The organism is Variovorax sp. M-6, assembly GCF_052114385.1.
GTDB lineage: Bacteria > Pseudomonadota > Gammaproteobacteria > Burkholderiales > Burkholderiaceae_C > Variovorax.
The window spans coordinates 116639-142238 of the sequence record NZ_JBFREQ010000010.1 but is presented as its reverse complement, the minus strand read 5'-3'; the positions used below and the strand labels follow the sequence as shown (position 1 = coordinate 142238).

Below are 25600 nucleotides of genomic sequence, written 5' to 3'. Positions count from 1 at the left end.
GGATGCCCTTGCCATGAACGCACCGACCTCCACCCACACGCCGTTTCACAAGATCCTCGTCGCCAACCGCGGCGAGATCGCGCTGCGCGTGATCCGCAGCGCGCGCGCCATGGGCTACCGCACGGTGGCCGTGTACTCCACTGCCGACGCGGGCGCCCGCCATGTGCAGGAGGCCGACCAGGCCGTCTGCATCGGCGAGCCGCTGCCCTCGCAGTCCTACCTGTGCATCCCGGCCATCATCGAAGCCGCCAGGCTCAGCGGCGCCGATGCGGTGCATCCGGGCTACGGCTTCCTGGCCGAGAACGAGGCCTTCGCGCAGGCCTGCAAGGATGCCGGTCTGGTCTTCATCGGCCCCTCGGCCGAGGCCATCGCCGCGATGGGCCACAAGGCCGGCGCCAAGGCGCTGATGCAGGCCGCCGGCGTGCCCTGCATCCCGGGCTACCAGGGCCAGGACCAGAGCGAGACCCGGCTGGCCGAAGAGGCGGCCCGCATCGGATTTCCCGTGATGATCAAGGCCACCGCCGGCGGCGGCGGCCGCGGCATGCGGCTGGTGCCTTCGGCCGAAGAATTTCCCGAGCTGCTGCGCAGCGCGCGCTCCGAGGCGCAGAGCGCCTTCGGCGATCCGGAGGTGATCCTCGAGCGCGCCATCGCCGCGCCGCGCCACATCGAGATCCAGGTCTTCGCCGACCGCCACGGCAATGCGATCCACCTGGGCGAGCGCGACTGCTCGGTGCAGCGCCGACACCAGAAGCTGATCGAGGAGGCGCCGTCGCCCGCGGTCGACGACGCGCTGCGCGAACGCATGGGCGCGGCCGCGGTGGCGGCGGTGAAAGCCATCCGCTACGAAGGCGCGGGCACCCTGGAGTTCCTGCTCGACCGCGAGGGGGACTTCTACTTCATGGAGATGAACACCCGCCTGCAGGTGGAGCATCCGGTGACCGAGGCCATCACCGGGCTCGACCTGGTCGAATGGCAGCTGCGCGTGGCCGCGGGCGAGGCCCTGCCGTCGACGCAGGAGCAGGTTCGCTTCCAGGGGCACGCGATCGAGGTGCGGCTGTGCGCCGAGGATGCTGGCCAGGGCTTCATGCCGCAGAGCGGCACGGTGGCCCTGTGGAAGACGCCGGCCCAGCTTCGCGTGGAGGAGGCGCTGCGTTCGGGCGCAGAGATCCCGCCGTACTACGACTCGATGATCGCCAAGATCATCAGCCACGGCCGCACGCGCGACGAGGCGCGGCGCAAGCTGGCGGCCGGGCTGGAGGACGCGGTGGCGCTTGGCGTCACCACCAACCAGGCCTTCCTGCGCAGCTGCCTCGCGCATCCGGTGTTCGCGGCGGGAGGCGCCACCACCGCCTTCATCGGCCAGCACCAGGCGGCGCTGCTGGCGCCCGACGAGGCGGTTCGTTCTCGTGCCGCGGCGCTCGCCGCCGTGCTGCTCTGCGAGACCACGGGCGAGCGCCGGCAGCGCGCGGCGGGTCGGCGGCTCTCGCACAACCTGCCGATATCGCTGCGCTTCGAGATTTCGGGCCAGGCGCTGAACGCCAGCGTGACCTTGCCGCGGCAGCACCGCTTCGAGGTTGTGCTCGGCGAGCACGGCTTCGTGATCGACCTGGTCGCGATCGGCGTCGACACGGCCCGCTTCATCTGCGACGGCCTGCAGGAGCAAGCCGCCTGGTTCCGCGACGGTTCAACCCTGCTGCTGCAGTACCGCGGGTTGGCGCTGAAGGTGGAGGACAAGACCCGCGCCGCCTCGGCGCGGCAGGGCGAAGCCGGCGGCGACGGCAAGCTGCGCGCCTCGATGAACGGCCGCGTGGTCGCGGTGCTGGCGACGGTCGGCGACATGGTGCGGGCCGGCCAGCCGATCGTCACGCTGGAGGCGATGAAGATGGAGCACGTGCACACGGCGCCGGTGGCCGGCAGGCTGATCGCGCTGCACGTCTCGAACGGCGAGCAGATCGCGGCCAGCCGGATCGTGGCCGAGATCGAGGCCATGGAGGCGGCACCCGCCTGAGGCTCGCTGAAATGCCGGGACCCGACACCGCCTTCTGTCGAACTGGCGCTGGTCCTGACGCGGCTCTGAGGAATCCTGTTGCGCGCGCGCTCGCCGCCGCTGCGCGATCTCTCAGTGACTGCACTCCGGCGCCACCTGATCCAGCGTCGCGATCAGCTTGTCGCTGAGCCGCAGGCTGTATTCCGCCGTCGGATGCACGTCGTCGTACAGCGCGACCGGCGCGGCCGCACCAATGTCGGCAAACGCGACATTCAGGTCATCCGCCAGATCGTCCACCTCGTCATCCACGCGGTCGCGTCCGGCCATCTTGTCGGGCGTCATGAAGGCGTTGGGCAGCTGGCGCGAATAGCCGGTCAGCACCGGAATGCGGCCTTCGTAGCGCACCGTCTGGACCATCCAGGGCAGGTTGCGCATCACCGTCTCTCCGGCCCAGCCCTCGGCGATGCCGCTGCCGATCACGACCACGCGGGCGGCGCGCGCGTCGGTCCTGAATGTCTTGGCCAGCGTCGCCAGCGATTGCCCTGGCGTCGTGCGGTCATCGATGCGCCAGGCCGGCCGCCGCGCCTTGAGTTCGGCCGCGGGATTCCGTGCATGGCGCCTGAACCGACCGTGGTCGGCGTACGCCCCGTTGAGGATCGAATCGCCGTACAGCACCACGGAGCAGTCCGGCGCCGCGCCGGACGGCGCAGGAGCGCCCGTCAGCGAAGGCTGGGCGCCGCCGGCCAGGGGGCCGAGTTCGTCTTGTCTACTTTCATCTCCGCTACACGCGGCAAGAGCCAGGGAAAGGGTGAGAAGTGATGCGGAAGCGAGATTCATGCCCTGGGGCTACACGAGGCGTGGAACCGATCGACGACCAAAGGGTAGCAGATCTTCGCGGCGGCTCTTCCGCGAGGATGGCGCCCGGACGGCTACGGGCGCACCGTGTGCTCGTCCTGGCTCCGCGGGGGGCCGGCCAGAACATGCGCGCGAAGGTCGTTGTAGCGCGCCACGAAATTCACCAGCACGCTGGCGGTCCATGCAAAGGTGAAGATGCCCGACATCCCGATGATCGGGGGCACCATGCGCCAGGCGCGCGGCAGGGAGAACGGCTCGCCTAGCGCGGTATAGCAGTTCGCCGCGAAGTAGGCCGCCGTCGACCACTCGCCGATGATGTCGCCGAAGATCAGGGCGGCCGACCAGACGACCACCTCGGCCAGGTGCAGCGCGAGCAGCATCATCACCGTCAGCGTGAACAGCAGGTCGGCGCGCCACAGCGAGCCGTGCGAGCGCAGGGCGGTCGAGCGCTTGAGAAAGGAACCCGTGATGATGCGGATCCAGAAGGCGTGGAACATGATCACGAAGACCAGCACGGCCCCGCCGAACATGATGTCGGGCAGGGGCAGCGCCTGGGTCAGGGCGTTCTCGAACTGCGTGGGGCTCAGGTTCGACAGCTCCGATGCGGCTGTCGAGACCACCTCGTTGGGCAGCGAATCGGAATCGAACTTTGTGTCGGCCATGATGCGGATCCGAGTGCTTCTTGGAGGGGGGACGAACAGGTGCGGGCCTGCGTGCGACGGGTGCTGCGACTGTTGCCGGGCTGGCCGGCGCTGTCAACTCATCGCGAGCCAGGCGCCAAGGCAGAATGCAGCCTTGTCCGCTTCGTCGCCCGCAGGAACTCCATGATGAAGAGCCTCATTGTCGTGTTCCTGGCGTCCGGCGCCGCCGCGGCAAGCGCGCAGTCTCCCGCCAAACCGGCCGCTGCCGACGCCATCTGGTTCAATGGCCCCGTCGTGACCATCGATGACGCGCGCCCCGGCGCCGAAGCGGTCGCCGTCAAGGATGGAAGGATCGTGCAGGTGGGCGCGCGCGACGAGGTCATGCGGCGCAAGGGCGCCGGCACGCGCATGGTGGACTTGAAGGGCGCGACCCTGCTGCCCGGCTTCGTCGATCCGCATGGGCATGTGTCCATGGTCGGCTTCCAGGCGCTCAGCGCCAACCTGCTGCCGCCGCCGGATGGCGCCGGCGATTCGATCGAGTCGCTGCAGACGACCCTGGCCGATTTCCGCCGGCAGTCCCTGTTCGCCAGCAAGTTCGGGCTGTTGTTCGGCTTCGGCTACGACGATTCGCAATTGAAGGAGCAGCGCCATCCGACCCGCGACGATCTCGACAAGGTCGCATCCGACATTCCGGTGATCGCCGTTCACCAGTCCAGCCATTTCGGCGCCTTCAACAGCAAGGCGCTGGAGCTCGTGGGCGTGAGCGCGGAGTCGAAGAACCCGGACGGCGGCGTCATCCGCCGCAAGGCCGGCAGCCAGGAACCCGACGGCGTGCTCGAAGAGAACGCCTTCTTCGAGGCCCTGGTGAAGCTCATGCCGAAGCTGTCGGAGGCGGAAGCCATCATGATGCTGGTCGAAGGCCAGAAGCTCTACACGAGCTTCGGCTACACGACCATCCAGGACGGACGCTCGGACGCGGGGCAGATCAAGATCGCGCAGGCGGCGGCGAGGCAGGGCAAGCTGGTCGCCGACATCGTCGCCTACCCCGACATCCTGGTCCCGGGCACCGAGGCCGCCCTGCGCGCGCCGTGGTTCAGGCCGACCCCGCAGGTGCCGGTCTACACCGGCCATTTCCGCATCGGCGGCGTCAAGCTCACGCTCGACGGCTCGCCGCAGGGCAAGACCGCCTGGCTGTCGCAGCCGTACTTCAAGCCGCCTCCCGGCAAGGATGCGAGCTATGCGGGCTATGGCGTCGTGAAGGACGAGGAGGTCGTCAGCGTGGTCAGGAAGTCGCTGGCCCATCGCTGGCAGCTGCTGACGCATGCCAACGGCGACCGCGCCATCGACCAACTGATCGCGTCCGCGCGCACGGCCGAGCAGGCCGAGCCGGGCATCGCTGTGCGGATGGTCCTGATCCACGGCCAGACGCTGCGCAAGGATCAGATCCCCGAGCTGAAGGCGCTGAAGATCATCCCTTCGCTGTTCCCGATGCATACCTACTACTGGGGCGACTGGTATCGCAGCTCGGTGCTGGGCCCGGACCGCGCGCCGAACATCTCGCCCACGATGTGGGTGCGCGACGCCGGCATGATCTTCACCACGCACCACGATGCGCCGGTGGCCAACCCCGATTCGATCCGCGTGCTGGCGGCCACCGTCAATCGCACCACCCGCACGGGCTACGTGCTCGGCCCCGACCAGCGCGTCGATCCGCTGACGGCGCTCAAGGCCATGACCCTCTGGCCGGCGTACCAGTACTTCGAAGAAAAGTCGAAAGGCAGCATCACGCCGGGCAAGCTGGCGGACTTCGTGGTGCTGTCGCGCAATCCGATGACGGTGCCGCGCGAATCGCTGGGGGACCTGAAGGTGCTGAGCACCGTCAAGGAAGGAAAGACGATCTACAGCCGGCCGTGATCACCGTCGGGCCGCGCCCGCGCGCCGCTTGTCAACATCGAGGCCGGTACGCAACAATGTGATCCGTTGCGACTGCGCCGGTGCGCGCACACGACGTCTTGCCCGACAGAGAGGTCCCAGTGCATTGGATCAAGCGCAAGAAGCGCGGACCGGACGCGCCCTCCGATACAAGGCCCGCCCGCGAGAAAGGGGCCATCCGGACCGTCATCGACTTCGTGACGATCACGCCGGTCGTCGTGATTGTCGTGTCCCTGGCCGTCCTCACCGTCTGGGCGAGCCTTGACGAGCGCATCTTCATTTCCGACGTACAGGTCCCGGACGAACTCGTCAAGCAGGGCTTGACGCCCGAACGCCTGGAGGTTGTGATCCAGCAGGCCATCGAGCACACATTCGATTCCGAAGCGACCTCGCTCTCTCTGCCGTCGTCTCCCCGCAATGGCATCGCTTCGGCGGTGCCGCGCGCCTTCGCACCACAGTCCTACGATCGCTCTTTGGTGGAATTGCAGGACAAGCGGCTGTCCATCAAGGTCGCGGGGGAGTCGTTGCCCGTACGACTGCTCTCGCGCACCGCCGCGGCCTGGCTTCCGTGGGCCAGGCGTCAATCGCTGCTCGCGGTCCGCATCGCGACGGTCGGCGCAGGGATGGTCGATATCCAGTACACGATCGATCGCTCCGACAAGGGGGCCGTGATCCATCGCATCGTGGGTCCGGTGTCCGACCTGATCGAACCCCAGGGCGGCACGATGGAGCGCATCGCCATCGAGGTCCTGCAGGCGACAAGGCCTTCCGGCGCCGCTTCCTATCTCATCAACAGGGACCTGGACGAGTGCAATTGCATCCGGGCCGCGACGCTGGAGTCCATCGAGGCGCACCTCCAGGACGCCTCGCCGGTGCAGACAAGCCTCATCCTGTTTCAACTTGCCTCCCACTTTGCGTTTCATCCTCCAGGCGACGAGGAATCGGTTTCGTCACGGGCCGCTTTCGAGCGCGTGCAAGCGAAAGCGTCCGTACTTTGGAGCGAAGGGCCCTGGAAGTTCTTCGACCTGGCCGCCCGCCCCGAGATCTCGAACGGCTACTGCGCCGACTTTCCCCACCGGCAGCGGGCCATCGCGAGATCCGCGACGGATCGCGAGCTCAACGAGTTCCTGGTTCCCGCCGGACTTGTCGTGTGCGCAGCGGCGTATGGCGACACACAGACACTGCGGGAGGTCGAGCGGCGAAGCGAGGTCCGGGCCCGCACGGCATTGGAGCGACAGGGAGGATTTCGGGCGAACACCGCACTCGATGACCTGGTCCTGGCGCTGGCCCCGACGGTCCGACGTGCGGTCGAGATCAAGGCCTCGGGAAAACGCATGAACCTGGTCGAACTTCAGGCCATGCTTTCAGAGCTTGCGAAGAACGACCGCTCGAAGGCATTCGAGAGCTACATGCGCTTCTTCTCCGCCTATGGCAAGGGCGACGCGGAAGGCATTGCTGCCGCCGCCGAAGTCGAACTGGCACGGCCATTCCCCACCGATTGCGGGCTGCGTCCGGATCTGCGGTGCTTCGTGGATCAGGCGACTCGCAAGGAGTTGCTCAAGGGGGAGGCCGAAGCGCTTCTTGCGTTGGACGCACTGCCGCAGCAGGCCCTGAAGATCTGCCAGGGCGCGGCCGCGCTGGATGCGCGCGATCCAATGGTCGCGCGGTGCCTGGGTCTCGCCTACTACCGCACGGGCGATGCCGCACAGTCCGCGCACTGGCTCGAATCCGCACACCGCGCCCTGGTTCGCAAGGAGATCAACGCATTGGCGCCGGTCACGCGCGGCAGCCGCGAGATGGATGCCCAGGTGGTTCGGTTGCAGTACGCCATGCTGCGAGCCCAACAGGGCCATGCGCAGGAAGCGCTCCAGTTTCTCGAAAAGATCAGGACATCGGACGGCGACTACGGCGACTCTGACGAACTGGTGTCCTGGATCGCGTCGGAACACTGCGATGCGGCGACCTTGGAAAGGCTGGAGGCCAAGGACCTCTATCTGCCGGCGCAGCGGGAATTGCTCGCAATCCGGATGGACATCGCCAAGGGGAAGCTGCCATCGGCCAAAGCCGCAGCCCGAAGCCTGATTCTTCGATCGCGAGAGGATGTGTCGCCTGTCCCGGGCCTCGTCAACGCCTCCGCCGGGCTGGCCAACCCCGCGAACCAGCGCTACCAAGGGCACCTGCTGCTGGGCCTGGCCGAACTGGCGGGAGGAAATACGGTGGCCGCCGCGAGCGCGTTCATTCGCGTGACCGAATTGGCGCCGATCAATGCCGAGGCGAGGATCTCCCTTGCCGAAGCGACGGCTGGAACTGCCATGGCGCCCGCCGCCATGCGGCAGAACGTCTGCCAGAACGTCCGCAAGCGCTACGCGGGTCGGCCTTCGATGAAGGGGTTCTGATCGCGCCGAGCCCGCGCAGGTGCGCAGGCCCGACCGGTCGGCCGGCTACTCGAGCGAAACGCCGACCCGCTGGATGACGGAGGTCCAGGTGCCCAGGTCCCGGTTGAAGATCTTCGCGAACTCTTCGGGCGTCGTGGCGGAGGGCGAGACGAACATCTCGTCGGTGAAGCGCCTGGCCAGCGCAGGGTCGGCCTGGATCTCGTTGATGTCGTCGGAAATCTTGCGGACGATCTGCGGCGGCGTCTGGGCCGGCGCGAACAGTCCCAGCCAGTTGTAGCCCTCGAATCCCTGCACGCCGGCCTCGGCCAGGGTCTGTACCTCGGGCATCGTCGGGATGCGCGACGGGCCCGTGACGCCGATGACGCGCAATCGACCGGACTTGAAGTGCGCGTCCGGACTCAGCAGGTCCGCGACACCCACGTCGGCCTCGCCGGAGATGACGGCCTTGTTGATCTCGGCGCCGCCCTTGTAGGGCACGTGCGTCATTTGCGCGCCCTTGTCGACCCTGATCTTCTCGAGCATCAGGTGCGCGGTCGACCCCAGTCCCCAGGTCGCGAAGTTGACCTTGTCGGGATTCGCCTTCGCATAGCTCAGCAGCTCGGCCACGCTCTTGACCGGCAGGTCGCTGCGCGTGAAGACCGCGAGCTGCTGCCGATTGAGCTGCGTGACGGGGACCAGATCCTTGGTCGCGTCGTAAGGCAGTTTCTTGCGCAGTGCCGGGTTCTGCACGATCAGCGTGATGTTGGCCAGCAGGGTGTAGCCGTCCGGGGGCGCCTTGGCGACGAAGTCGGTCCCGATGATCGAACTGGCCCCCGGCTTGTTGTCGATGATCACCGGCTGGTTCCACCGCTTGCTCAGTCGCTCCGCAATCATGCGCAGGGTGATGTCGTTGGCGGTTCCCGGAGGAAACGGCAACACGATGCGCACCGGCCGATTCGGATAGGCCGCCGTCTGCGCCATGGCGGACGTCGTTCCGAGAACGGCGGCGCAGCACGCGGCGGCGGTCCATCGGAGGGCGATGGGCAGCAGGCTGCGCCTGCGGCGGTCGGGGATGGGTTGCGTCCGGGTCATGTCGATGTCTCCTTGTCGTTGGTTTCTGTAGGCGCAAGTCCGGCCTGGCGCGCCGTGGCCTGCAATGCGGACAAGCCGTTGAAGTCCGCGGCGTCGATCCCCATGGCCAGGGAGAACTCGCGCCGCACGCTCTCGGGCTGCCCGGCCTGGAAGATGTAGCTCGTGAAGAGCAGCCGCTTGCGCGGATCGCCGAGAATCTCCGCCGTGCTGTAGCCCTGCAGGACCGCTTCGCGGTCCGCAACGGGCAGGGGCACCCGCACGTTCTGCAGCGGGTCGCGCAGCGTGCCCTTGGCCTCGCCACCGGCGGCGATCCGGTCGATCTCCTCGAAGAAGCGGCGGCGGATCATCGCGATGCCGCGGTCGCTGGAGCCCAGGGTCTCCTTGCTGCGATCGGCGATGACGCCTTGTCCGACCCAGGCCAGGAAGTCCTGGTTCATCACGTGCGTGTCGATCCAACGCCCTTCGGCATCCTTCACCGGACCGGTCCAGGTCGGGATCGACGCCTGTTCATAGGGCTCGCGCTCTTTCGGCACGCGCGTGAATTTCCAGGTGACGCTCAGCGTGTTGTGGTCGTCGATGGGCACGCGCCATTCGAAGTGCTCCCCGAGGTAGAAGCCGTTGGGCCAGAGACAGACGCGGCCCACGGTCCACATCGGATCGTTCTCGTCCGTGTTCTCCTTGATGCGCTTGTAGACGAAGCCGTGCTCGAACTCCTCGAAGTCGAGCTTGAGGTGCGTCGGGCCGTAGGGCTTGTGCTCGTGGCGCAGGCGCTGGCCCCAGTTCTCGTGCATCCACTCGAAGTGCACGGGGTCGATCGAGTTTTCCTGGCACTGGAACCAGTTGCAGGGCACCTCCGACAGCACCACCTGCACGAAGCCGTTCGGCCATGAGAAGGGCTCCCAGTCCGGAAGCAGCGGCGCGGGCTGCGGCCCCATGTAGGCCCACACCATGCCGCCTTTCACTTCGACCGGATAGGCCGCGGTCTTGATCCTGGCCTTGGCGTTGCGCTCGGGGAACGCGGTGTCCTCGAAGGGCTGCGCCACGCACTGGCCGCTCTTGTCGAAGCACCAGCCGTGGTAGCTGCAGCGAAGGCCGTCGGCCTCGACCATGCCGTGCGCGAGATCGGCGCGCCGGTGCGGGCACCGGCGATCCACCAGGCCGAAGTTGCCGCTCAGGTCGCGGTAGAGCACGAGGTCCTCGCCCATGATCCGCAGCGGCTTGATCGGGCGCGTGTCGAACTCCGAAACGCCGGCAATCGGCATCCAGTAGCGGCGAAGCAGGTCACCCATGGGTGTGCCGGGGCCGACCTGCGTGAGGGTGCGGTTCTTTTCTTCCGTCAACACGACAGTCTCCTTTCGATGTTCAGGCGTTCTGGCGCCAGATCGCGAATGCGGCGCCCACGCCGGTGCCGGCCGGCGTGCGATAGAGCGGCTGGTATTCGTGCCACTGAACGGGCATTGCGCCGACCGCGCCGGCCGTCATGACCCAGTTCAGGATCTCCGACGAGCCGGAGTGCAGCGCCTCTCGCGGGATTGCGCGAAGCACTGCGGTGTCCCGCGCGATGAACGCGTCCAGGACGCGCCGGTCCAGGCCCTCGTCCACCACGAAATGGCTCAAGCCGCCGGACGCGACGACCGCGACGCGCAGCGTGCTGGCACTGGCCTCGACGGCCTCGGCCAGGGCGATGCCCATGTCGTGGACGCGCGCGGCCGTCGGCACGTTGGGCGGAAAGTAGGTGTTGAGCAGCACGGGCACCACCGGGTAGCGGCGGCCGCGGAACAGGCGCTTGACGATGAAGCCGTAGGCGTGCCCGAAGCCGGCCTTCCGGGGGTCGTCGACCTGGGCCACCGTGGCGACGTCGATGCCACGATCCACCATGCCCTGGATCAGGTCGAGCGCCAGCGCCGGACAGCCCGGCACCCGGTGGATCTCGTCCATCAGGTAGCCGCGCCCCATGTCGCGCACCCAGTCCGGCGACTCGTCCTTGCCGAACTTGTCGCTGGTCACGATGTCCTCGCCGTGGAAGAGGGCGATCACCGGCTGGTTGCTGGGCCCGAACAGCTCGGCCTGGTCGTCGCCGACGATGACCACCACATCGGGCTCGGCCTGCGCCAGCGCATCGGCGAGCCTGTCGAGCGCGGCGTCGCAGGCCAGCGCCTTGTCGCGCAGGATGCCGGGCGTGACAACGGCCTCGTGCCTGGGCCCGACCTCGGCCAGGAGCTGGGCGTAGTCGACCCAGCGCCCGTCGGACAGGTTCAGCCGCGCGTTGGCATAGTCGACGGCGGCCCGGTGTGCCCACTGTTCGCTGTCGAGCGTCAGCAGCGGCGTGTGCGAGGCACCGAGACCCAGAACGATCTTTGCCATGGCTCAGTCTTTCCGAAAGCGCGAGTACAGGCGCGTGCAGTTGCACTCGAAGATGTTGCGACGGTCCTCCTCCGAGAGGAAGTCGATGCTCTCGATCACCGGCTTGAGGTCGTCGAAGTCGCGCCCGCTGGCCGGGTCGCGCGCGCTGCCGGTGCCTGGCTTCTCGGTGGCGAAGAGCACGCGGTCGGTGCCCACCGTCTTGAACAGCAGTTCGAGCGCATTCTTGTCGTAGGTGGTGGTGTCGAAGTGCAGGCGCTTGAGCCGGTCGTCGAAGTACTCACCGCCGGCGCGCACCGACCAGGCGCGAAAGCGGCCCATGTGATACGGAATCGCGCCGCCGCCGTGCGGGAAGATCAGCTTCAGGTTCGGGAACTCCTCGAACACCTTCGAGCTCAGGAGCGAGGTGATGCCGATGCTCTCTTCGTTGATGAACTTCAGCGTGTAGCTCTCGCGCGGCTGGCAACTGCCGGCCGAATGGATCAGTGCCGGAATGTCGAGTTCACAGAGCTTTTCGTAGAGCGGGTACCAGAATTCGTCGCCCAGGCCGGGCGGTGGCGCGCCGTCGCCTTCGGTCGGGTCGGGGTTCAGCAGGCAGCCGATGAAGCCCTGCTCGTTGACGCGGAAGCTCAGCTCGTCGAGGCAGGCGGCGGGGCTTTCGTCGCGGTACTGGGGCAGGCCCGCGACGGCACGGAAGCGGGTGGGGAACATCTCGACCGTGCGCTGGACCAGGTCGTTCATGTGCGCCGTCCACAGCCGCGTGACTTGGGCCGGCTTGACCGAATGCATCTGCATGTAGGGCCGCGGCGAGAGGAACTGGATGTCGGTGCCGACCGCATCCATGATGTCGACGATGGACTGGCCGGCGGTGCGCACGGCGTCGTCCGTGAGCTTGGGCCTGGAGGCCGGATTGGCGCGGCTGGCGACAAGCTCGCCCATGAAGCGATAGCTTTCGGGCGGGACGACGACGTGGGCGTGGGAATCGATGATCATGGGTGGAGATGCCTGGGGTGGTTCAGAAGTTGTAGACCTCGAGCGTTCGCTCGCCGGCTTCGAGGCGTTGAAGGATCGAGGCCTCCTTGACCTCGCGTTGCTGCGAAGCGGCGACGATGGCCGCGGCCTGCTCGCGCGGCAGGCAGACCACGCCGTCGGTGTCACCGACCACGAGGTCGCCGGGATGCACGCTCAGGTCGCCGAAGCGCAGGGAGTGATTGATGAAGCCGCGCGCGCCGTAGTCCTTGCCCGTGCCGCGGATGCACAGGCCACGGGCGAAGACCGGAAAGCCGAAGTCCGCCAGCACCGCGCCGTCGCGCACGCAGCCGTCGATCACCAGGCCACCAAGGCCTCGCACGCGCGCCGCGGCGGACATGATCTCGCCCCAGTAGCCGAAGTCGTGCTCGCCCTGCACATGCACCACCAGCACGTCTCCGGGCGCGGCAACGTACAGCGCGCGGTGGATCCACAGGTTGTCGCCGCCGGGCGAGTCGACGGTGACGGCGGGGCCGCAGATGCGGAAGGCCGGCGCCACCGGCTTGATCGCCGAAGGCATCACGCCGATGCGTCCGCCGGCCTCGTGCAGCGTGGCGCTCGGCAGGGCGCGCGCGGCCTCGACCACCGAGGCGTCGACGCGCTCGATCTCGGCGCGGATGGTGGGCCCGACTGGCGCTTGCCCGCTCATGGCGTGGCCCTCGTCTGCAACTGGTGGTAGCGGTGCTGCTCGCGCGCCTCGCGCAGGCCCATGCCGCCGCGCACCGATTCGCGGATGGCGTCTTCGGCGTGCTGGATCTCTTCGGCGGCGGCGAGCACCTGGTCTTCGTGCGCGCGGGGGATGGCCACCACGCCGTCGGCATCGCCGCGCAGCAGGTCGCCGGGGCTCACGCGCACGTCGCCGATGTTCACCGGCACCTGTGTCGCCTCGACCTGAACCCGGTCCTTGCCGGTGCGCATCCAGTGGCCGCGGCTGTAGATCGGGTAGCCGAGCGACAGGCACAGCGCCACGTCGCGGTTGATGCCGTCGATCACCGTGCCGGCGATGCCCTTCCTGTGCGCCAGTTCGGTGAGGATGTCGCCCCAGACGGTGGCGTTGTCGCGCCCGCCGTTGTCCAGCACGATCACGCTGCCGGGCGGCACGTCGTCGATGTAGTCGCCCACCGTGCCGGCCGGTGAGCCGGCCGGGCCGTACAGCAATGTCCAGGCACGGCCCGTCATGCGGAAGTCGCCGGATCGCGGCTGGATGCGGTAGCACTGGCCGTTGATGCCCAGGCGGTCGAGCGCATCGCTCAGCGTGGCGGTATCGAGCCTGGCGGCCCGTTCGATGTTCCTGTCTGTCATTCGCACTCCTTCAGCGCAGCATGTGTTCGTAGTCGGCGCCCATGACCTGGCCGATCGGGGTGCCGGCCAGCAGCGCCTTGGCCATGGCGGCCTCGCGTCCGGCGATGTGTTCGGCGACATCGAGCACGCGCTCGATGTCGGCCGCGGGAACGAAGACCACGCCGCTGGCGTCGGCGATGGCGTAGTCGCCGGCGTGGACCTGCACGTCGCCGATGGTCACGGGCTTGTGGGTCTCGATTTCGGCCACCCGGCCGCGCGCGGTGCGGGCCGTGAGCGAGCGGCAATAGACGGGGAAGTCGTAAGCGCGCGCCTCGTCGATGTCGCGCACCGGGCCGTCGACGATCACGCCCGCGACGCCGCGCACCTTGGCGCCGAGCGAGAGGATGCCGCCCCAGCTGCCGGCATCGATGCCGGTGCGCTGTTCGACCACGATGATGTCGCCGGCCTGCGCGGCCTCGACCGCCGTGGTGCCCAGATGGCGCGGCGGCCCTTGCGGCGCGGGTGCCTGGTCGGCTGCGACCAGCCTGTAGGTCAGCACGCGGCCGGCGATGCGGCGCGCGGTGGCGCGTTGCTCGAGGCCGCTGACGCCGCCCCGGAGTCCGAGCTTGTCCATCGCGTCCGAGACGGCGCAGCAATCGAGGCGGCCGAGCCGCTTGACGGGGTCGTCCATGCCTCAGCCTTCCTGCACCACGGCGACGGCTTCGAGCTGCAGCAGCATCCCGTGCTGCAGGTCGTACGTCAGCGCGTGGCGTGCGGGCCGGTCGTGCGGATCGGGAAAGCACTTGAGCCATTCGGCGTTGACATGCTCGCGCGCGCTGTTGTCCTTCAGATAGACCGTGAGACGCACCAGGTCGTCCAGCGAAGCGCCGCCGTTCCTGAGCAGCGTGCGCAGGTTCTCGAAGGCGAAGCGCGCCTGCGAGGCTGCATCGGGTGCGAGCTTCGACGTCGAAGGGTCGACGCCGGCGATGCCGGACGAATAGAGGATGTTGCCGACGCGCGCACCCATGGGAATGGGCGCGGCGCCGTGGCTGACGCCGGCGACTTCGATGGATCGCGGGGGACGTGAAGGCATGGGGAAGTTCTCCAAGGGGGTGTTGTTCAGAGTGCGAGCGTCAGGGCCTCGCCCTTGCAGCGGGACACGCAGACCATCATTCGGTCGCCGGCGGCCCGCTCGGAGGCCGACAGCACCGCGTCGTGGTGATCCGGCGTGCCGGCGAGGACGCGGGTCTCGCAACTGCCGCAGATGCCGTCGCGGCAGGACGAGTCGATGGCGATGCCGGCGTCGAGCAGGGTTTCGAGAACGGACTTGTCCGCGGGCACCTGCAGGGTTCGGCCGCTGTGCGCGAGGTGCAATGCGAAGCTGCCTGCGGTTGCCGCCGGCGCCAGGCCCGGCGCCGGCGGCCCGGCCTTGAACCACTCGACGTGCACCGTGTGGGCGGCGCGTCCGGCGGCTGCGCGCTCGAAGGCTTGCATCAGCGGGGCAGGGCCGCAGCAATAGAGGTGGGTGTCGGCGGCCGCGCTCGCGATCACGGCCGGCAGGTCGAGCGAGGCCACGCCGGGCATCGCGTCATGCACGGGGACCACTTCGCCGCAAGGAATGGCGCGCAACACGTCGAGAAAGGCCGCGCGGCTGGGCGTTCGCACGCAGTAATAGAGCGTCCAGCGTCGGCCGAGCGCACCGAGGCGCCGGGCCATGGCCAGCAGGGGCGTGATGCCGATCCCGCCGGCGACAAGGATCGAATGGGCGGCGCTTTCGTCGAGCGCGAAATGATTGCGCGGCGCCTGGGCGCGCAGCACGGCGCCGACTTCGACGCCTGTGTGCAGCCACGCCGAGCCACCGCGGCTCGCGGGATCGAGTCCGACGCCGATCAGGTAGCGGTCGCGCTCCGAAGGGTCGTTGCACAGGGAGTACTGCCGCAGCAGCGGTGCCGCGCCGTCCGGCGCCGGAATCTCGAACGCCACGTGGCTGCCGGCCGTGAACGGCGGCAGGTCCTCGCCGGTGGCGGCCCGCAGGTCCAGCGAGACCACGCCCTCGGCCTCTTGCCGCCAGGCGTGGACGGCGAGCGCGAGGGGCTCGGTCGCGGAACGGGAGGCGGCAAGGGTCATGGTCGAGGGATGCTGCAACGTGTTGTTCAATATTGAAGACTATATTGAATTCAATTTTGAATGTCATGTTGGTAGAATCCCGTATCCGCAACGAGAAACCACCTCAATGAACGCATCCACACCGCTCCGTGCCAAGGAAGACGGCGCCATGGACGTGGCGCTGTCGCGCCTTCACGAAATGATCGTGTGCGGGGTGCTGCTGCCGGGCGAGCAGATTCGCCAGCAGGAAGTGGCGGAGCAGATGGGCGTGAGCCGCGTGCCCTTGCGCGAGGCCTTGAACGTGCTGGCGCGCCAGGGGCTGCTGGTGCACCGCCCGCACCAGGGCTACTTCGTCGCCAAGCGGATGCCGATCGAGCTCGCGCAGATCCGGCGCATGCTGCAGCTGCTCGAGGGCGAGTTGATGGGGTCGCTGCGCTGGCCCGACGACGCGGCGCTGGCCGAGCTCGAGGCGATCAACGACGAGATCACGGCGCTTGCGGGGAAGGAGGACTGGACGCCGCTCCTGGCCCTGAATCGCCGCTTTCACTTCAAGATCTTCGAGCTCTCGCCCTACCGGCTCATCCTCGACCAGGTCGAGCGGCTGTGGGCCATCGCCGACCCTTTCATCGCGAACAAGCTGTCGGTGCCGGATGCTCGTGTCCGCACCATCGAGGAACACGTGCGGCTGCTGGACGCGCTGCGCCGCAAGGATCGGCAGGCCTGCGTGGCGATGCTCGACGAGCACCGCTCGGGGCACGCCACCGGGTTGCCCTTCGAGCTGCCGGAGATGGACTCACCGGCACTCACGGACGCCCGGTAGGGCGCAGGGCGCTCAGAGGGTCCGCACGAAATCGCTGAGTGCGCCGTCGCCGGCCAGCACGTGGTCGCCCAGCACCCGGTTCCAGTGCGCTTCCGATCCGTGCGCCATGCGCCATTCGTGCAGGCGGCGCGTCAGCAGCTGCAGGTCGTATTCCTCGGTGACGCCGATGGCGCCGTGCAGCGCATGGGCGGTCGAGGCGATCAGCACCGCGGCTTCGCTGGCGCGCGACTTGGCGATGGCCGATGCCAGCAGCGAGGGCGCCGCGCCGTCATGGCGAAAGGCGGCTTCCGCGGCGATCGACGTCGCCGCCGTGTGCTCGGCCATCACGCTCAACTGATGCTGCACCGCCTGGAACTTGCCGAGCGATTTGCCGAACTGCACGCGGTCGTTGCAGTACTGCAGGGTCATCTCGAACACGCGGGTCATCGCGCCAGCGAGCATGGCGGCATGCAGGGCGGCGGCGAAGGCGGGCAAGGCGGCACCGGCATCGGCGAGCCGGGTCGTGCCGGCATCGTTGGCCCAAGAGAGTGACGCGGCCAGGCTGCCATGGACGCCGGTCGACGCGCGCCGCGCCGAGGCGCAGGGCAGCAGCAGCAGGGCGTCGCCGTCCCGGGCCAGCACGGCATCGGCGATGGCGCCGAAAGGCGTCAGCGGGCAATGCAGCGTGCCATCGGCATCGCGACGCAGTGCGGTCGCCAGCGTGACCATGCCGTCCGGCATGGGCAGCCGGCTGCCCAGCAGCGCGCGAGCGACGATGCTCTGGCCCAACGGCACCGGCACGGCGTATCGGCCCAGATGGCACAGCACGGGGAACAGTTCCGCGAGCGGCAGTTCTGCGCCGCCCTCGGCCTCGGGAGCCAGCAGCGCGAGAAAGCCGGCGCTCTCCACCGAATTCCACAAGGCCGCCGGCGAGCCGCCGGCCTCGATCGCGCGCACCACTGCGGGCGTGCATTGGTCGCGGAGGATGTCTTCTATGGCTTCTGCAAACATGGTCAGGTACTTTCGCCGGAGGTCAGCGCAGGCCGAGGCCGCGCGCGATCATTCCGCGCAGGATCTCGCGCGTGCCGCCGCGCAGGGAGAAGGTGGGCGCCACCTGGCTGACGTAGGCGACCGCGCGGTACAGCTCGGGGTCGACCGCGCCTTCGGGGTCCATGGCGATGGCCGCCTCGATGACGGCCGGGATGCTTTGCTCGAACTCGGTGCCGATGTCCTTCACCAGCGCCGCCTCGACCACCGGGCTTTCGCCGTTCACCAGCTTGGTGGTCACTGCGATCGACATGTTGCGCAGCGTGGCCAGGTGCGCGGCGAAGCGGCCGATGGTGGCGGCATGCGCCGAGGCGCCCGGCGTGCGGCGCAGGCAGGCGATCCAGTGTTCGAGCAGAACGATGCTCGAATAGATGCGCTCGGGCCCGCTGCGCTCGAAGGCCAGTTCGGCATTCACCTGCGCCCAGCCGCTGCCCTCGGTGCCGATCAGCGCGTCGTCGGCGAGCAGCACGTCGTCGAACAGCACTTCGGAGAAATGAGCATCGCCTGCCAGGTCATGGATCGGCCGCACGCTGACGCCCGGCAGGGAGAGATCCACGATGAATTGCGACAGGCCCTGCTGCCGGTCCTTCGACTCGCCGGAGGATCGGACCAGCGCGATCATGTAGTGGCAATGCTGCGCGTTGGTCGTCCAGATCTTGCGGCCGTTGAGGCGCCAGCCCCCTTCGCAGCGCACCGCGCGGGTGGCGACGCTCGCGAGATCGGAGCCCGAGTTGGGCTCGCTCATGCCGATGCAGAAGAAGGCCTCGGCAGCGCAGATCTTGGGCAGGTAGAAGGCGCGCTGCGCCTCGGTGCCGAACTTCAGGATCAACGGCCCGCTCTGGCGGTCGGCGATCCAGTGCGCGGACACCGGCGCGCCCGCGGCCAGCAGCTCTTCCACCAGCACGAAGCGCGAGAAGGCATCGAGGCTGGCGCCGCCGTACTGCGCCGGCAGGGTCACGCCCACCCAGCCGCGCGCGGCGAGCTTCTTGCTGAAGCCGGCGCTGAAGCCCATCCACGAACGCGCGCGAACATCCGCGGGCGCAGGTTCGAGGTGGGCGCGAAGAAATGCCTTCACCTCCTCGCGAAACGCGTGCGTTTCGGGGGGCAGGGCGGCAAGCCTGAAGGCGGACAGCAGTTGGCTCAAGGCGTTCTCCGGCGGTGCTCAGAGACCGATCGTGTAGCCGCCATTGGCCGACAGATGCTGGCCCGTGACGTACGACGCCGCATCCGAGAGCAGGAAGCACACCGGGCGCGCGACTTCCAGCGGCTCGGCCCAGCGCCCGAGCGGAATCTGCGCGCGGTAGGTCTCGGCGAACTTTTCGCTGCGGATGGTTTCGGTCATGGGCGTCTCGACCACGCCGAAGCCGACGGTGTTCACGCGCACGTTGTACTTGGCCCACTCGCGCGCCGCGCACATCGTGAGGCCCAGCAGGCCGGCCTTGGCCGCGCCATAGTTGATCTGGCCGATGGTGCCGCGCCGTCCGGCGTCCGACGAGATGTTGATGATCGAGCCCTGGGCCTTGTCGCCCGCGCGCGCCCGGGCCAGCATGTGGCGGCCCGCGGCCTGCAGGAAGAAGAAGGAGCCGGTGAGGTGCACATCGATGACCTGCTGCCAGTCCTCCCGGGTCATCTTCTCGATCATCGCGGGGCGGGTGATGCCGGCGTTGTTGACCAGGCCGTGCACGGCGCCGAACCGGGCCACGGCTTCGTCGAGGGTGCGCTGCGCGAAGGCCTCGTCGGCCACGCTGCCGGCCATCGGCAGCACGCGGTCGGCGCCGGCTTCGTCGCGAAACGCTTCCAGCGCGCCGGCGTTGAGGTCGACGGCCGTGACGGTGGCGCCGAGTTTCAGCGCCAGTTCGGCGATGGCGCGGCCGATGCCTTGCGCCGCGCCGGTCACCACGATGCTCTTGTTCGCGAGCGAGAGGGATTCGTCGTTCATGTCGGGTTCCTTGGTCTTCTGCTCAAAGTGTTTCTTCGGTGCCGAGCACCAGCGTGGCCTGGCTCGACAGTTCGCCACCGTTGCCGTGCGCCACGGCCAGCTTCGCGTCCTTCACCTGCCGCTCGCCGGCCTGGCCCATCAGCTGCTGGGTCGCCTCGACCATGGTGAACAGGCCGTACATGCCCGGGTGCACGCACGAGAGGCCCCCGCCGTTGGTGTTCACGGGCAGCGTGCCGCCCGGTGCGATGCGGCCGCCTTCGACGAAGGCGCCGCCTTCGCCCTTCTTGCAGAAGCCGAGGTCTTCGAGGAACAGGAGCGTGTTGATCGTGAAGGCGTCATAGAGCTCGACCACGTCGATGTCGGCGGGCTTCACGCCGGCCTGGGCAAAGGCGCGCGCACCGGAGTGCACGGCCGCGGTGGTCGTGAGGTCGGGCATCGAGGTGATGTCGCGGTGGTCCGTGGCCGCCGCGGCGCCGAGCAGGTAGACCGGGCGCTTGGCCATGTGCTTCGCGCGTTCCGCGCTCACCATGACCACGGCCGCGGCGCCGTCGGTCACGAGGCAGCAGTCGCGCACGCTGATCGGGTCCGACACCATGCGGGCCTTGAGGTAGTCCTCCATCGTGAGCGGATCGCGCAGGAAGGCGTCGGGGTTCAGTGCCGCCCAGCGGCGCGCGGCGATGGCGACTTCGCCGAGCTGCTCGCGCTTCAAGCCGTATTGGTGCATGTAGCGCGAGGTGGCGAGCGCATAGGCCCCCACGGGGCGTCCGAGCTTGTACGGCGCCTCGTACGCCGAGGGTCGCATCGAGCTGATCAGCCCGCCCGAGGCGGTGCGCTGGTTGCTGCCGTAGGCGATCAGCGCCACGTCGCATTGCCCGGCTTCGATGGCCAGTGCCGCCCACATCGCATGCGTGAGGAAGGCCGAGCCGCCGGTGCGGTTGTTCTCGGTCAGGCGCGGCTGGATGCCCAGGTACTCGGCGAAAGTGAGCCCGGAGAGGAAGTCGTCCGGCAGGCCGATGAAGAGGCCGTCCACGTCGCCCGGCTTCAGGCCGACCTGGTCGAGCGCGCCGAGGCTGGCCGAGACGGCGAGGTCCATCGAACTCATGCCGGGCGATTCGCCCATGCCGTAGGTGCTGGCGGCCACGATGGCCGATTTGCCGCGCGGAAAGCGGTCGTTCGTGCTCATGCCTGGCTCCCTGCGTCCGGCGCAATGTCAAAGAGAAGAATGGGCTTGTCGTCCTGCCGGCCGATGCGCGCCTGGACCTTCTGGCCGATGCGCACCGCGTCGGGCGAAATGCCTTCGACGCGGCTCATCACGCGCGGGCCTTCGTCCAGGTCGACCAGCACGACGTTGTAGGGCTGCTGCGGCGGCTTGACGCGCACCACGGTGGTGGCGTGCACCGTGCCGCGGCCGGATGCCTCGACCCATTCGAGGTCGCGGGCGCCGGTCACCGGCTCGGCCACGCGGGGATAGAAGAAGTACTTGCCGCTGGCGCGCGAGCGCTGCAGCATGAACTTGCCTTCGGCGAGATGCGCGAAGTAGGTTGCTTCGGGACGAATGTCGGTCATGGGGTTCGCTGCCGGGTCAGGGTTTCGTGGCGGGCCACTGATAGAGCGGTGCTTCCTTGGCCATGAAGCGGCGCACGGCTTCGGCGTGGAAGTCGCTTTCGCGGCAGATGGCTTGCGCCATGGCTTCCTGCGCGTACACCTCGCTCCGCTCGGATTCGAAGGCATGGTTCATCACGCTCTTCGCGAGGCCCAGCGCTTCGGTCGGCGCGGTGTGGAAGCGGGCCGCGAACTCGAGCGCCGCCGGCATGAGTGTGTCCGGCTCGCACACCGTGTGCACCAGCCCGAGGCTCTTCGCCTCGTCGGCACCGACCACGCGTGCGGTAAAGACGAGTTCCTTGGCGCGCGCGAGCCCGATGGCCCGCGGCAGCAGGTACATCGCGCCCGTGTCCGGTACATAGCCGAGGCGCGCGAAGACGCTGCAGAAGGTGGCGCGCGACGAAGCCAGCACGAAGTCGGCGCACAGCGCCAGCGACAGGCCCGCACCGAAGGCCACGCCGTCGACGGCGGCGATCAGCGGCTTTTCGAGGTCGATCAGTTCGTCGAGCCAGCGATGGATCTTGCGGATGCGCTCGCGCCCTTCGAAGATGTCGCGTTTCTGGCCCTGCTGCTCCGACAGCACCTTGACGTCACCGCCCGCGCAGAAATGGCCGGCGGCGCCGGTGAGAACGACCGCCCGCACCGCGGCGTCGTCGCGCACTTGCGCCACGGCGGCGGCCAGTTCCTCGCGCATGGCGTAGTCGAACGCGTTGCGCTGACCGGGCCGGTTGAGTGTGAGCACGGCGGTCGCGCCCACCTGGGAGATGTCTACAACGGGCATGGTTGTCCTTTCATTCTTTTCAGTAGCGGATCTGCATGAGCCAGGTCGCGACCATGACCGGCCGCTCGGCGCCTTCGATGTGCACTTCGACGTGCCACGCGCAGCGCACCTCGTCGGGCTTGATGTCGTCGACCCGCTCGAGCCTGAAGCTGCCGACCAGCCGCGAACCGCTGGGCACCGGGCCGGTGAACCGGATCTTGTCGAAGCCGTAGTTGAGCGCCATCTTCCGGTTCGGAAACTCGAAGCAGCGGTGGTACCAGCCCGTGACGAGCGAGAGCGTCAGCAGCCCGTGGGCGATGGTGGTCTTGAAGGGCGACTCGGTGGCGGCGCGTTGCGGATCGGTGTGAATCCACTGCCGGTCCTGGGTCACGCCCGCGAAGACGTCGATGGTTTCCTGGTCGACCGTGATGGCGTCGCCCGTGACCTGCGGCGCACCCACGAATGCCTTCAGGGCCTGGATGGAGTCGAAGCTTTTCTTGCCCATGGTGTCAGTCCGCCTTCACGCCCAGCGACTTGGCCAGCGGAATCCAGCGCGCGCGCTCGTCGGCGATGAACTTGCCGAAGACCTCCGGCGATCCGGGCATCGGCTGCGCGCCGATGGCCTGGAGCTTCTCGATCAGCTCGGGCTTCTTGAGCGCCTCGTTGATGGCCTTGTTCATTTCGTTGACGATGGCCGCGGGCGTGTTCGCCGGCGCCACCACGCCGAACCAGGCACTGGCCTCCGCATTCGGGTAGCCCGCTTCCTTCAGCGTGGGAACGTTCGGCAGTTGCGGGAAGCGCACGCTGTCGAGAATCGCCAGCGGATGGATCTTGCCGGCCTTGGCCTGCTGCATCGACGAGGGCAGGGCGTCGAACATGATGTCGACGTTGTTCCCCATCATGCTCATGATGGCCGGCGCGCTGCCGGTGAACGGGACGTGCGTGACCTTGAAGCCCATCAGCGAGCTCGCGTATTCGCCCRCCAGGTGCGTGATGTTGCCGCTGCTGGCCGAACCCATGGTCAGCTTGCCCGGGTCCTTCTTGCCCAGCGCGATCAGCTCGGCGACGTTCTTGACGTTCAGGTCCTTGCGCGTCACCAGCAGCAGGGGCGACTTGCCCATGCCCGACACCGGAACGAAAGACTTCTCCGGGTCGTAGGGCATCTTGGCGTAGAGCGCGGCGTTGATCACCAGCGGCGCGTTCGAGCCGACGAAGAAGGTCTTGCCGTCGGGCTCGGAGCGCGCCGCCAGGTCGCCCGCGATCATGCCTGCGGCCCCGGCCTTGTTGTCGACGATGATCGGCGCGCCGAGGATGACCGACGCGTCCTGCGCCACCAGCCGGGTGATCTGGTCGGCGGCGCCGCCGGCCGGGTAGGGGACCAGGAAGCGGATCGGCGTCTTCTGCTGCGCCTGGGCCGCGAAGCCGGCGACGAGCAGCAGCGAGGCGAGGACCGCCGTGCGAATGGGTGTGAACTTCATGATCTTGTCTCCGTCAGGGTAGGAAAGGGCGCGCGCTTACACGACGCCCATGGCTTTCAGTTCGGCCATGCGTTCGTCCGACAGCCCGAGCCGGCCGCCCAGCACGGTGCTGTTGTGCTCGCCTAGCGTGGGCGCCGAGCGCGTATAGCGGATCGGCGTTTCCGACAGGCGGATCGGGTTGGCCACGCTCGGCGCCTGGACGCCGGCGCTGTGCGGCAGCGACAGCTGCATCTCGCGGTGCGTGACCTGCGGGTCCTCGAACACCTGCTTCATGTTGTGGATCGGGCCGCAAGGCACGTTGCGGGCTTCGAGCAACGCAACCCAGTCTTCCATGGTGCGCGCCAGCATCGCCTCGGCGACCTGCGGGATCAGCGTTTCGCGGTTGCGGTTGCGTTGCGCCGTGGTGCTGTACAGCGGGTCTTCGGCCAGTGCGGGGCGGTCGATCGCCTTGCAGAAGGCGGCGTACTGCGCGTCGTTGCCCACCGCGATGATGATGTCGCCTTCCTTGCAGCGGAAGACCTGGTAGGGAACCATGTTCGAGTGCGCGTTGCCCATGCGCTGAGGGATCTTTCCCGACAGGAAGTAGTTGATCGCCTGGTACGAGTTGATCGTCACGATGCAGTCCAGCAGCGACATGTCGATGTACTGCCCTTCGCCGCTCACGCGCCGGTGCTCGATGGCCGCGAGGATGGCGGAGGTGGCGTACATGCCGGTCAGCAGGTCGCTGATCGCGATGCCGCTCTTCATGGGGGCGGCGCCGGGCTCGCCGTCGGGCACGCCGGTGATGCTCATGAGCCCGCCCATGCCCTGGAACACGTAGTCGTAGCCCGGCAGCGCCGCATACGGGCCATCCTGGCCAAAGCCCGTGACCGAGCAGTACACCAGGCGCGGGTTGATCTTGCGCAGGTCTTCATACGCCAGGCCGTAGCGCGCGAGCGTGCCGACCTTGTAGTTCTCGACCAGGATGTCGGCGTCGCGCGCGAGCTGGCGAATGATCTCCTGTCCCTCGGGCTTCGCCAGGTCGACCGTGACCGACTGCTTGCCGCGATTCGCGCTCAGGAAGTAGGAGGAGTCGCGGGTCTCGCGGCCCTCGGCGTCCTTGAGGAAGGGAGGGCCCCAGTAGCGGGTGTCGTCGCCCACGCCGGGGCGCTCGATCTTGATCACCTCGGCCCCCATGTCGGCGAGGTTCTGGGTGGCCCACGGGCCCGCGAGGATGCGGGTCAGGTCGAGCACCTTGAGGTGCCCCAATGCCGTCTTCATGTGTGCTTCCTGCCTGTGTCGATGGCTTGAGGATAGGATGACGCTACACGCTCAGTCCAATATTAAATTCTTGAAAAGCGATACATGATCGGTATCGAAGAGAATGATGAGCGAAGGCGATCAGATATCCGCTGCTGATACCGATGAGGTATTGGGATTATCGAATTCGATATTGGACGAAAAAAAGGTGATGCCCTACGCTGGCCGCCTGTCCAACACCTTGAAGAGGCCCTCCGCGATGCCAGACTTTCTCTTGTACGAGCAGCAAGACCATGTCGTCACGCTGACGATGAACGAACCTGGCCGGCGCAACCCGCTCACGGGCAACACGGCCGTGCCGGACTTCCTGGCCGCGATCGACCGCATCCACAACGATCGCAGCGTGCGCGCGGTGATCCTGACCGGCGCGGGCACGGCCTTTTCTTCGGGCGGCGACATCCGCGACATGGAGCGGCAGGCGTCGGGTGAGGTCTCGGGCATGCAGATCCGGCAGGAGTACCGCACCGGCATCCAGAAGCTGCCGCTGGCGCTGTTCAATCTCGAGGTGCCGATCATTGCCGCCGTGAATGGCGCGGCCATCGGCGCGGGGCTGGACCTGGCCTGCATGTGCGACGTCCGCATCGCGTCGCAGCACGCCAAGTTCGCCGAGAGCTTCGTCAAGCTCGGGATCATTCCCGGCGACGGCGGCGCCTGGCTGCTGCCGCGCATCGTCGGCATGTCGCGCGCCTCGGAGATGTCGTTCACCGGCGAGGTGATCGACGCGGAGCTGGCGGTCAGCTGGGGGCTGGTCTCGCGCGTGGTGCCGGCCGACCAGCTGCTCGCCACCGCCAATGCGCTGGCCCAGCGCATCGCGGCCAACCCGCCGCATGCCGTGCGCCTGACCAAGCGGCTGCTGCGCGAGGCCATGCACACGCGGCTCGACACCTTGCTCGAAATGGCCGCGGCCTTCCAGGCGATGTCGCACCAGACCGCCGACCACAAGGAGGCCGTGGACGCCTTCCTGGCCAAGCGCCCGGCTGTCTTCAAGGGGTGATGTGAGCGGGCTCGCGGGCACGG

At 68.1% G+C, this 25600-nt stretch carries 25 protein-coding genes; 5 read left to right on the top strand and 20 right to left on the bottom strand.

Going from position 1 to position 25600, the window contains the following annotated elements; genetic code table 11:
* Positions 1–13: 13 nt before the first annotated feature.
* Positions 14–2008, top strand: a complete 1995-nt coding sequence (locus AB4Z46_RS14025; RefSeq protein WP_442284107.1) for an acetyl/propionyl/methylcrotonyl-CoA carboxylase subunit alpha — start codon at positions 14–16, stop codon at positions 2006–2008.
* A 111-nt stretch (positions 2009–2119) separates the two neighbouring features.
* On the opposite strand, the gene AB4Z46_RS14020 is transcribed toward AB4Z46_RS14025, so the two are convergent.
* Together AB4Z46_RS14020 and AB4Z46_RS14015 are read right to left on the bottom strand one after the other, a co-directional pair.
* Positions 2120–2824: a hypothetical protein gene (locus tag AB4Z46_RS14020; protein ID WP_442284106.1), complete on the bottom strand. Its 705-nt coding sequence runs from the start codon at positions 2822–2824 to the stop codon at positions 2120–2122.
* Positions 2825–2916: 92 nt separating this feature from the next.
* Positions 2917–3504 (bottom strand): hypothetical protein, encoded by a 588-nt coding sequence (locus AB4Z46_RS14015; RefSeq protein ID WP_442284105.1) that lies wholly within the window; start codon positions 3502–3504, stop codon positions 2917–2919.
* Positions 3505–3669: 165 nt separating this feature from the next.
* Between AB4Z46_RS14015 and AB4Z46_RS14010 the strand changes: the two genes are divergently transcribed.
* Together AB4Z46_RS14010 and AB4Z46_RS14005 are read left to right on the top strand one after the other, a co-directional pair.
* Positions 3670–5397 (top strand): amidohydrolase, encoded by a 1728-nt coding sequence (locus tag AB4Z46_RS14010; RefSeq protein ID WP_442284104.1) that lies wholly within the window; start codon positions 3670–3672, stop codon positions 5395–5397.
* Between the two features lie 119 nt (positions 5398–5516).
* On the top strand, positions 5517–7811 hold the full coding sequence (locus AB4Z46_RS14005; RefSeq protein WP_442284103.1) for a hypothetical protein: 2295 nt from the start codon (positions 5517–5519) through the stop codon (positions 7809–7811).
* Between the two features lie 45 nt (positions 7812–7856).
* Here AB4Z46_RS14005 and AB4Z46_RS14000 read toward each other — a convergent pair whose 3' ends face one another.
* The 9 genes from AB4Z46_RS14000 to AB4Z46_RS13960 are packed head-to-tail and all read right to left on the bottom strand — an operon-like array spanning position 7857 to position 15680.
* Positions 7857–8882: a Bug family tripartite tricarboxylate transporter substrate binding protein gene (locus tag AB4Z46_RS14000; protein WP_442284102.1), complete on the bottom strand. Its 1026-nt coding sequence runs from the start codon at positions 8880–8882 to the stop codon at positions 7857–7859.
* Entirely contained in the window at positions 8879–10225 is a 1347-nt protein-coding gene (locus tag AB4Z46_RS13995) for a Rieske 2Fe-2S domain-containing protein (RefSeq protein WP_442284101.1), read from the bottom strand. The genes AB4Z46_RS14000 and AB4Z46_RS13995 overlap by 4 nt, the downstream gene beginning before the upstream one ends.
* A gap of 19 nt (positions 10226–10244) precedes the next feature.
* Entirely contained in the window at positions 10245–11246 is a 1002-nt protein-coding gene (locus AB4Z46_RS13990; RefSeq protein WP_442284100.1) for a hypothetical protein, read from the bottom strand.
* A gap of 3 nt (positions 11247–11249) precedes the next feature.
* Entirely contained in the window at positions 11250–12236 is a 987-nt protein-coding gene (locus AB4Z46_RS13985) for an amidohydrolase family protein (protein ID WP_442284099.1), read from the bottom strand.
* Positions 12237–12258: 22 nt separating this feature from the next.
* Positions 12259–12921, bottom strand: a complete 663-nt coding sequence (locus AB4Z46_RS13980) for a 4-carboxy-4-hydroxy-2-oxoadipate aldolase/oxaloacetate decarboxylase (protein WP_442284098.1) — start codon at positions 12919–12921, stop codon at positions 12259–12261.
* On the bottom strand, positions 12918–13574 hold the full coding sequence (locus tag AB4Z46_RS13975; protein ID WP_442284097.1) for an RraA family protein: 657 nt from the start codon (positions 13572–13574) through the stop codon (positions 12918–12920). Before AB4Z46_RS13975 ends, AB4Z46_RS13980 begins: the two co-directional genes overlap by 4 nt.
* Positions 13575–13584: 10 nt before the next feature.
* Positions 13585–14244, bottom strand: coding sequence for an RraA family protein (locus tag AB4Z46_RS13970; RefSeq protein WP_442284096.1), 660 nt, complete (start codon positions 14242–14244; stop codon positions 13585–13587).
* Between the two features lie 3 nt (positions 14245–14247).
* Positions 14248–14646, bottom strand: a complete 399-nt coding sequence (locus AB4Z46_RS13965) for a RidA family protein (RefSeq protein ID WP_442284095.1) — start codon at positions 14644–14646, stop codon at positions 14248–14250.
* A 26-nt stretch (positions 14647–14672) separates the two neighbouring features.
* Complete coding sequence (locus tag AB4Z46_RS13960; RefSeq protein WP_442284094.1) at positions 14673–15680, bottom strand: PDR/VanB family oxidoreductase; 1008 nt, start codon at positions 15678–15680, stop codon at positions 14673–14675.
* Positions 15681–15786: 106 nt separating this feature from the next.
* Between AB4Z46_RS13960 and AB4Z46_RS13955 the strand changes: the two genes are divergently transcribed.
* The gene (locus AB4Z46_RS13955) at positions 15787–16479 is read left to right on the top strand and encodes a GntR family transcriptional regulator (RefSeq protein WP_442284093.1); all 693 of its coding nucleotides are present in this window, start codon (positions 15787–15789) and stop codon (positions 16477–16479) included.
* A gap of 12 nt (positions 16480–16491) precedes the next feature.
* On the opposite strand, the gene AB4Z46_RS13950 is transcribed toward AB4Z46_RS13955, so the two are convergent.
* From AB4Z46_RS13950 to AB4Z46_RS13910, 9 genes are read right to left on the bottom strand one after another with little or no spacing between them, the layout of a single operon-like run.
* Entirely contained in the window at positions 16492–17469 is a 978-nt protein-coding gene (locus tag AB4Z46_RS13950; protein WP_442284092.1) for an acyl-CoA dehydrogenase family protein, read from the bottom strand.
* A 22-nt stretch (positions 17470–17491) separates the two neighbouring features.
* On the bottom strand, positions 17492–18649 hold the full coding sequence (locus tag AB4Z46_RS13945; protein WP_442284091.1) for an acyl-CoA dehydrogenase family protein: 1158 nt from the start codon (positions 18647–18649) through the stop codon (positions 17492–17494).
* Positions 18650–18667: 18 nt separating this feature from the next.
* Complete coding sequence (locus AB4Z46_RS13940; RefSeq protein WP_442284090.1) at positions 18668–19444, bottom strand: SDR family NAD(P)-dependent oxidoreductase; 777 nt, start codon at positions 19442–19444, stop codon at positions 18668–18670.
* A 22-nt stretch (positions 19445–19466) separates the two neighbouring features.
* A complete protein-coding gene (locus AB4Z46_RS13935; RefSeq protein ID WP_442284089.1) occupies positions 19467–20627 on the bottom strand; it encodes a thiolase in 1161 nt (386 codons plus the stop codon).
* Entirely contained in the window at positions 20624–21010 is a 387-nt protein-coding gene (locus AB4Z46_RS13930; RefSeq protein WP_442284088.1) for a Zn-ribbon domain-containing OB-fold protein, read from the bottom strand. Before AB4Z46_RS13930 ends, AB4Z46_RS13935 begins: the two co-directional genes overlap by 4 nt.
* Positions 21011–21026: 16 nt before the next feature.
* Positions 21027–21827, bottom strand: a complete 801-nt coding sequence (locus AB4Z46_RS13925; RefSeq protein WP_442284087.1) for an enoyl-CoA hydratase/isomerase family protein — start codon at positions 21825–21827, stop codon at positions 21027–21029.
* A gap of 19 nt (positions 21828–21846) precedes the next feature.
* A complete protein-coding gene (locus AB4Z46_RS13920) occupies positions 21847–22311 on the bottom strand; it encodes a MaoC family dehydratase (RefSeq protein ID WP_442284086.1) in 465 nt (154 codons plus the stop codon).
* Between the two features lie 4 nt (positions 22312–22315).
* Positions 22316–23287: a Bug family tripartite tricarboxylate transporter substrate binding protein gene (locus AB4Z46_RS13915; protein WP_442284190.1), complete on the bottom strand. Its 972-nt coding sequence runs from the start codon at positions 23285–23287 to the stop codon at positions 22316–22318.
* Positions 23288–23320: 33 nt separating this feature from the next.
* Positions 23321–24544, bottom strand: a complete 1224-nt coding sequence (locus AB4Z46_RS13910) for a CaiB/BaiF CoA transferase family protein (RefSeq protein WP_442284085.1) — start codon at positions 24542–24544, stop codon at positions 23321–23323.
* 238 nt (positions 24545–24782) lie between these two features.
* Between AB4Z46_RS13910 and AB4Z46_RS13905 the strand changes: the two genes are divergently transcribed.
* On the top strand, positions 24783–25577 hold the full coding sequence (locus tag AB4Z46_RS13905) for a crotonase/enoyl-CoA hydratase family protein (protein ID WP_442284084.1): 795 nt from the start codon (positions 24783–24785) through the stop codon (positions 25575–25577).
* Positions 25578–25600 lie beyond the last annotated feature (23 nt).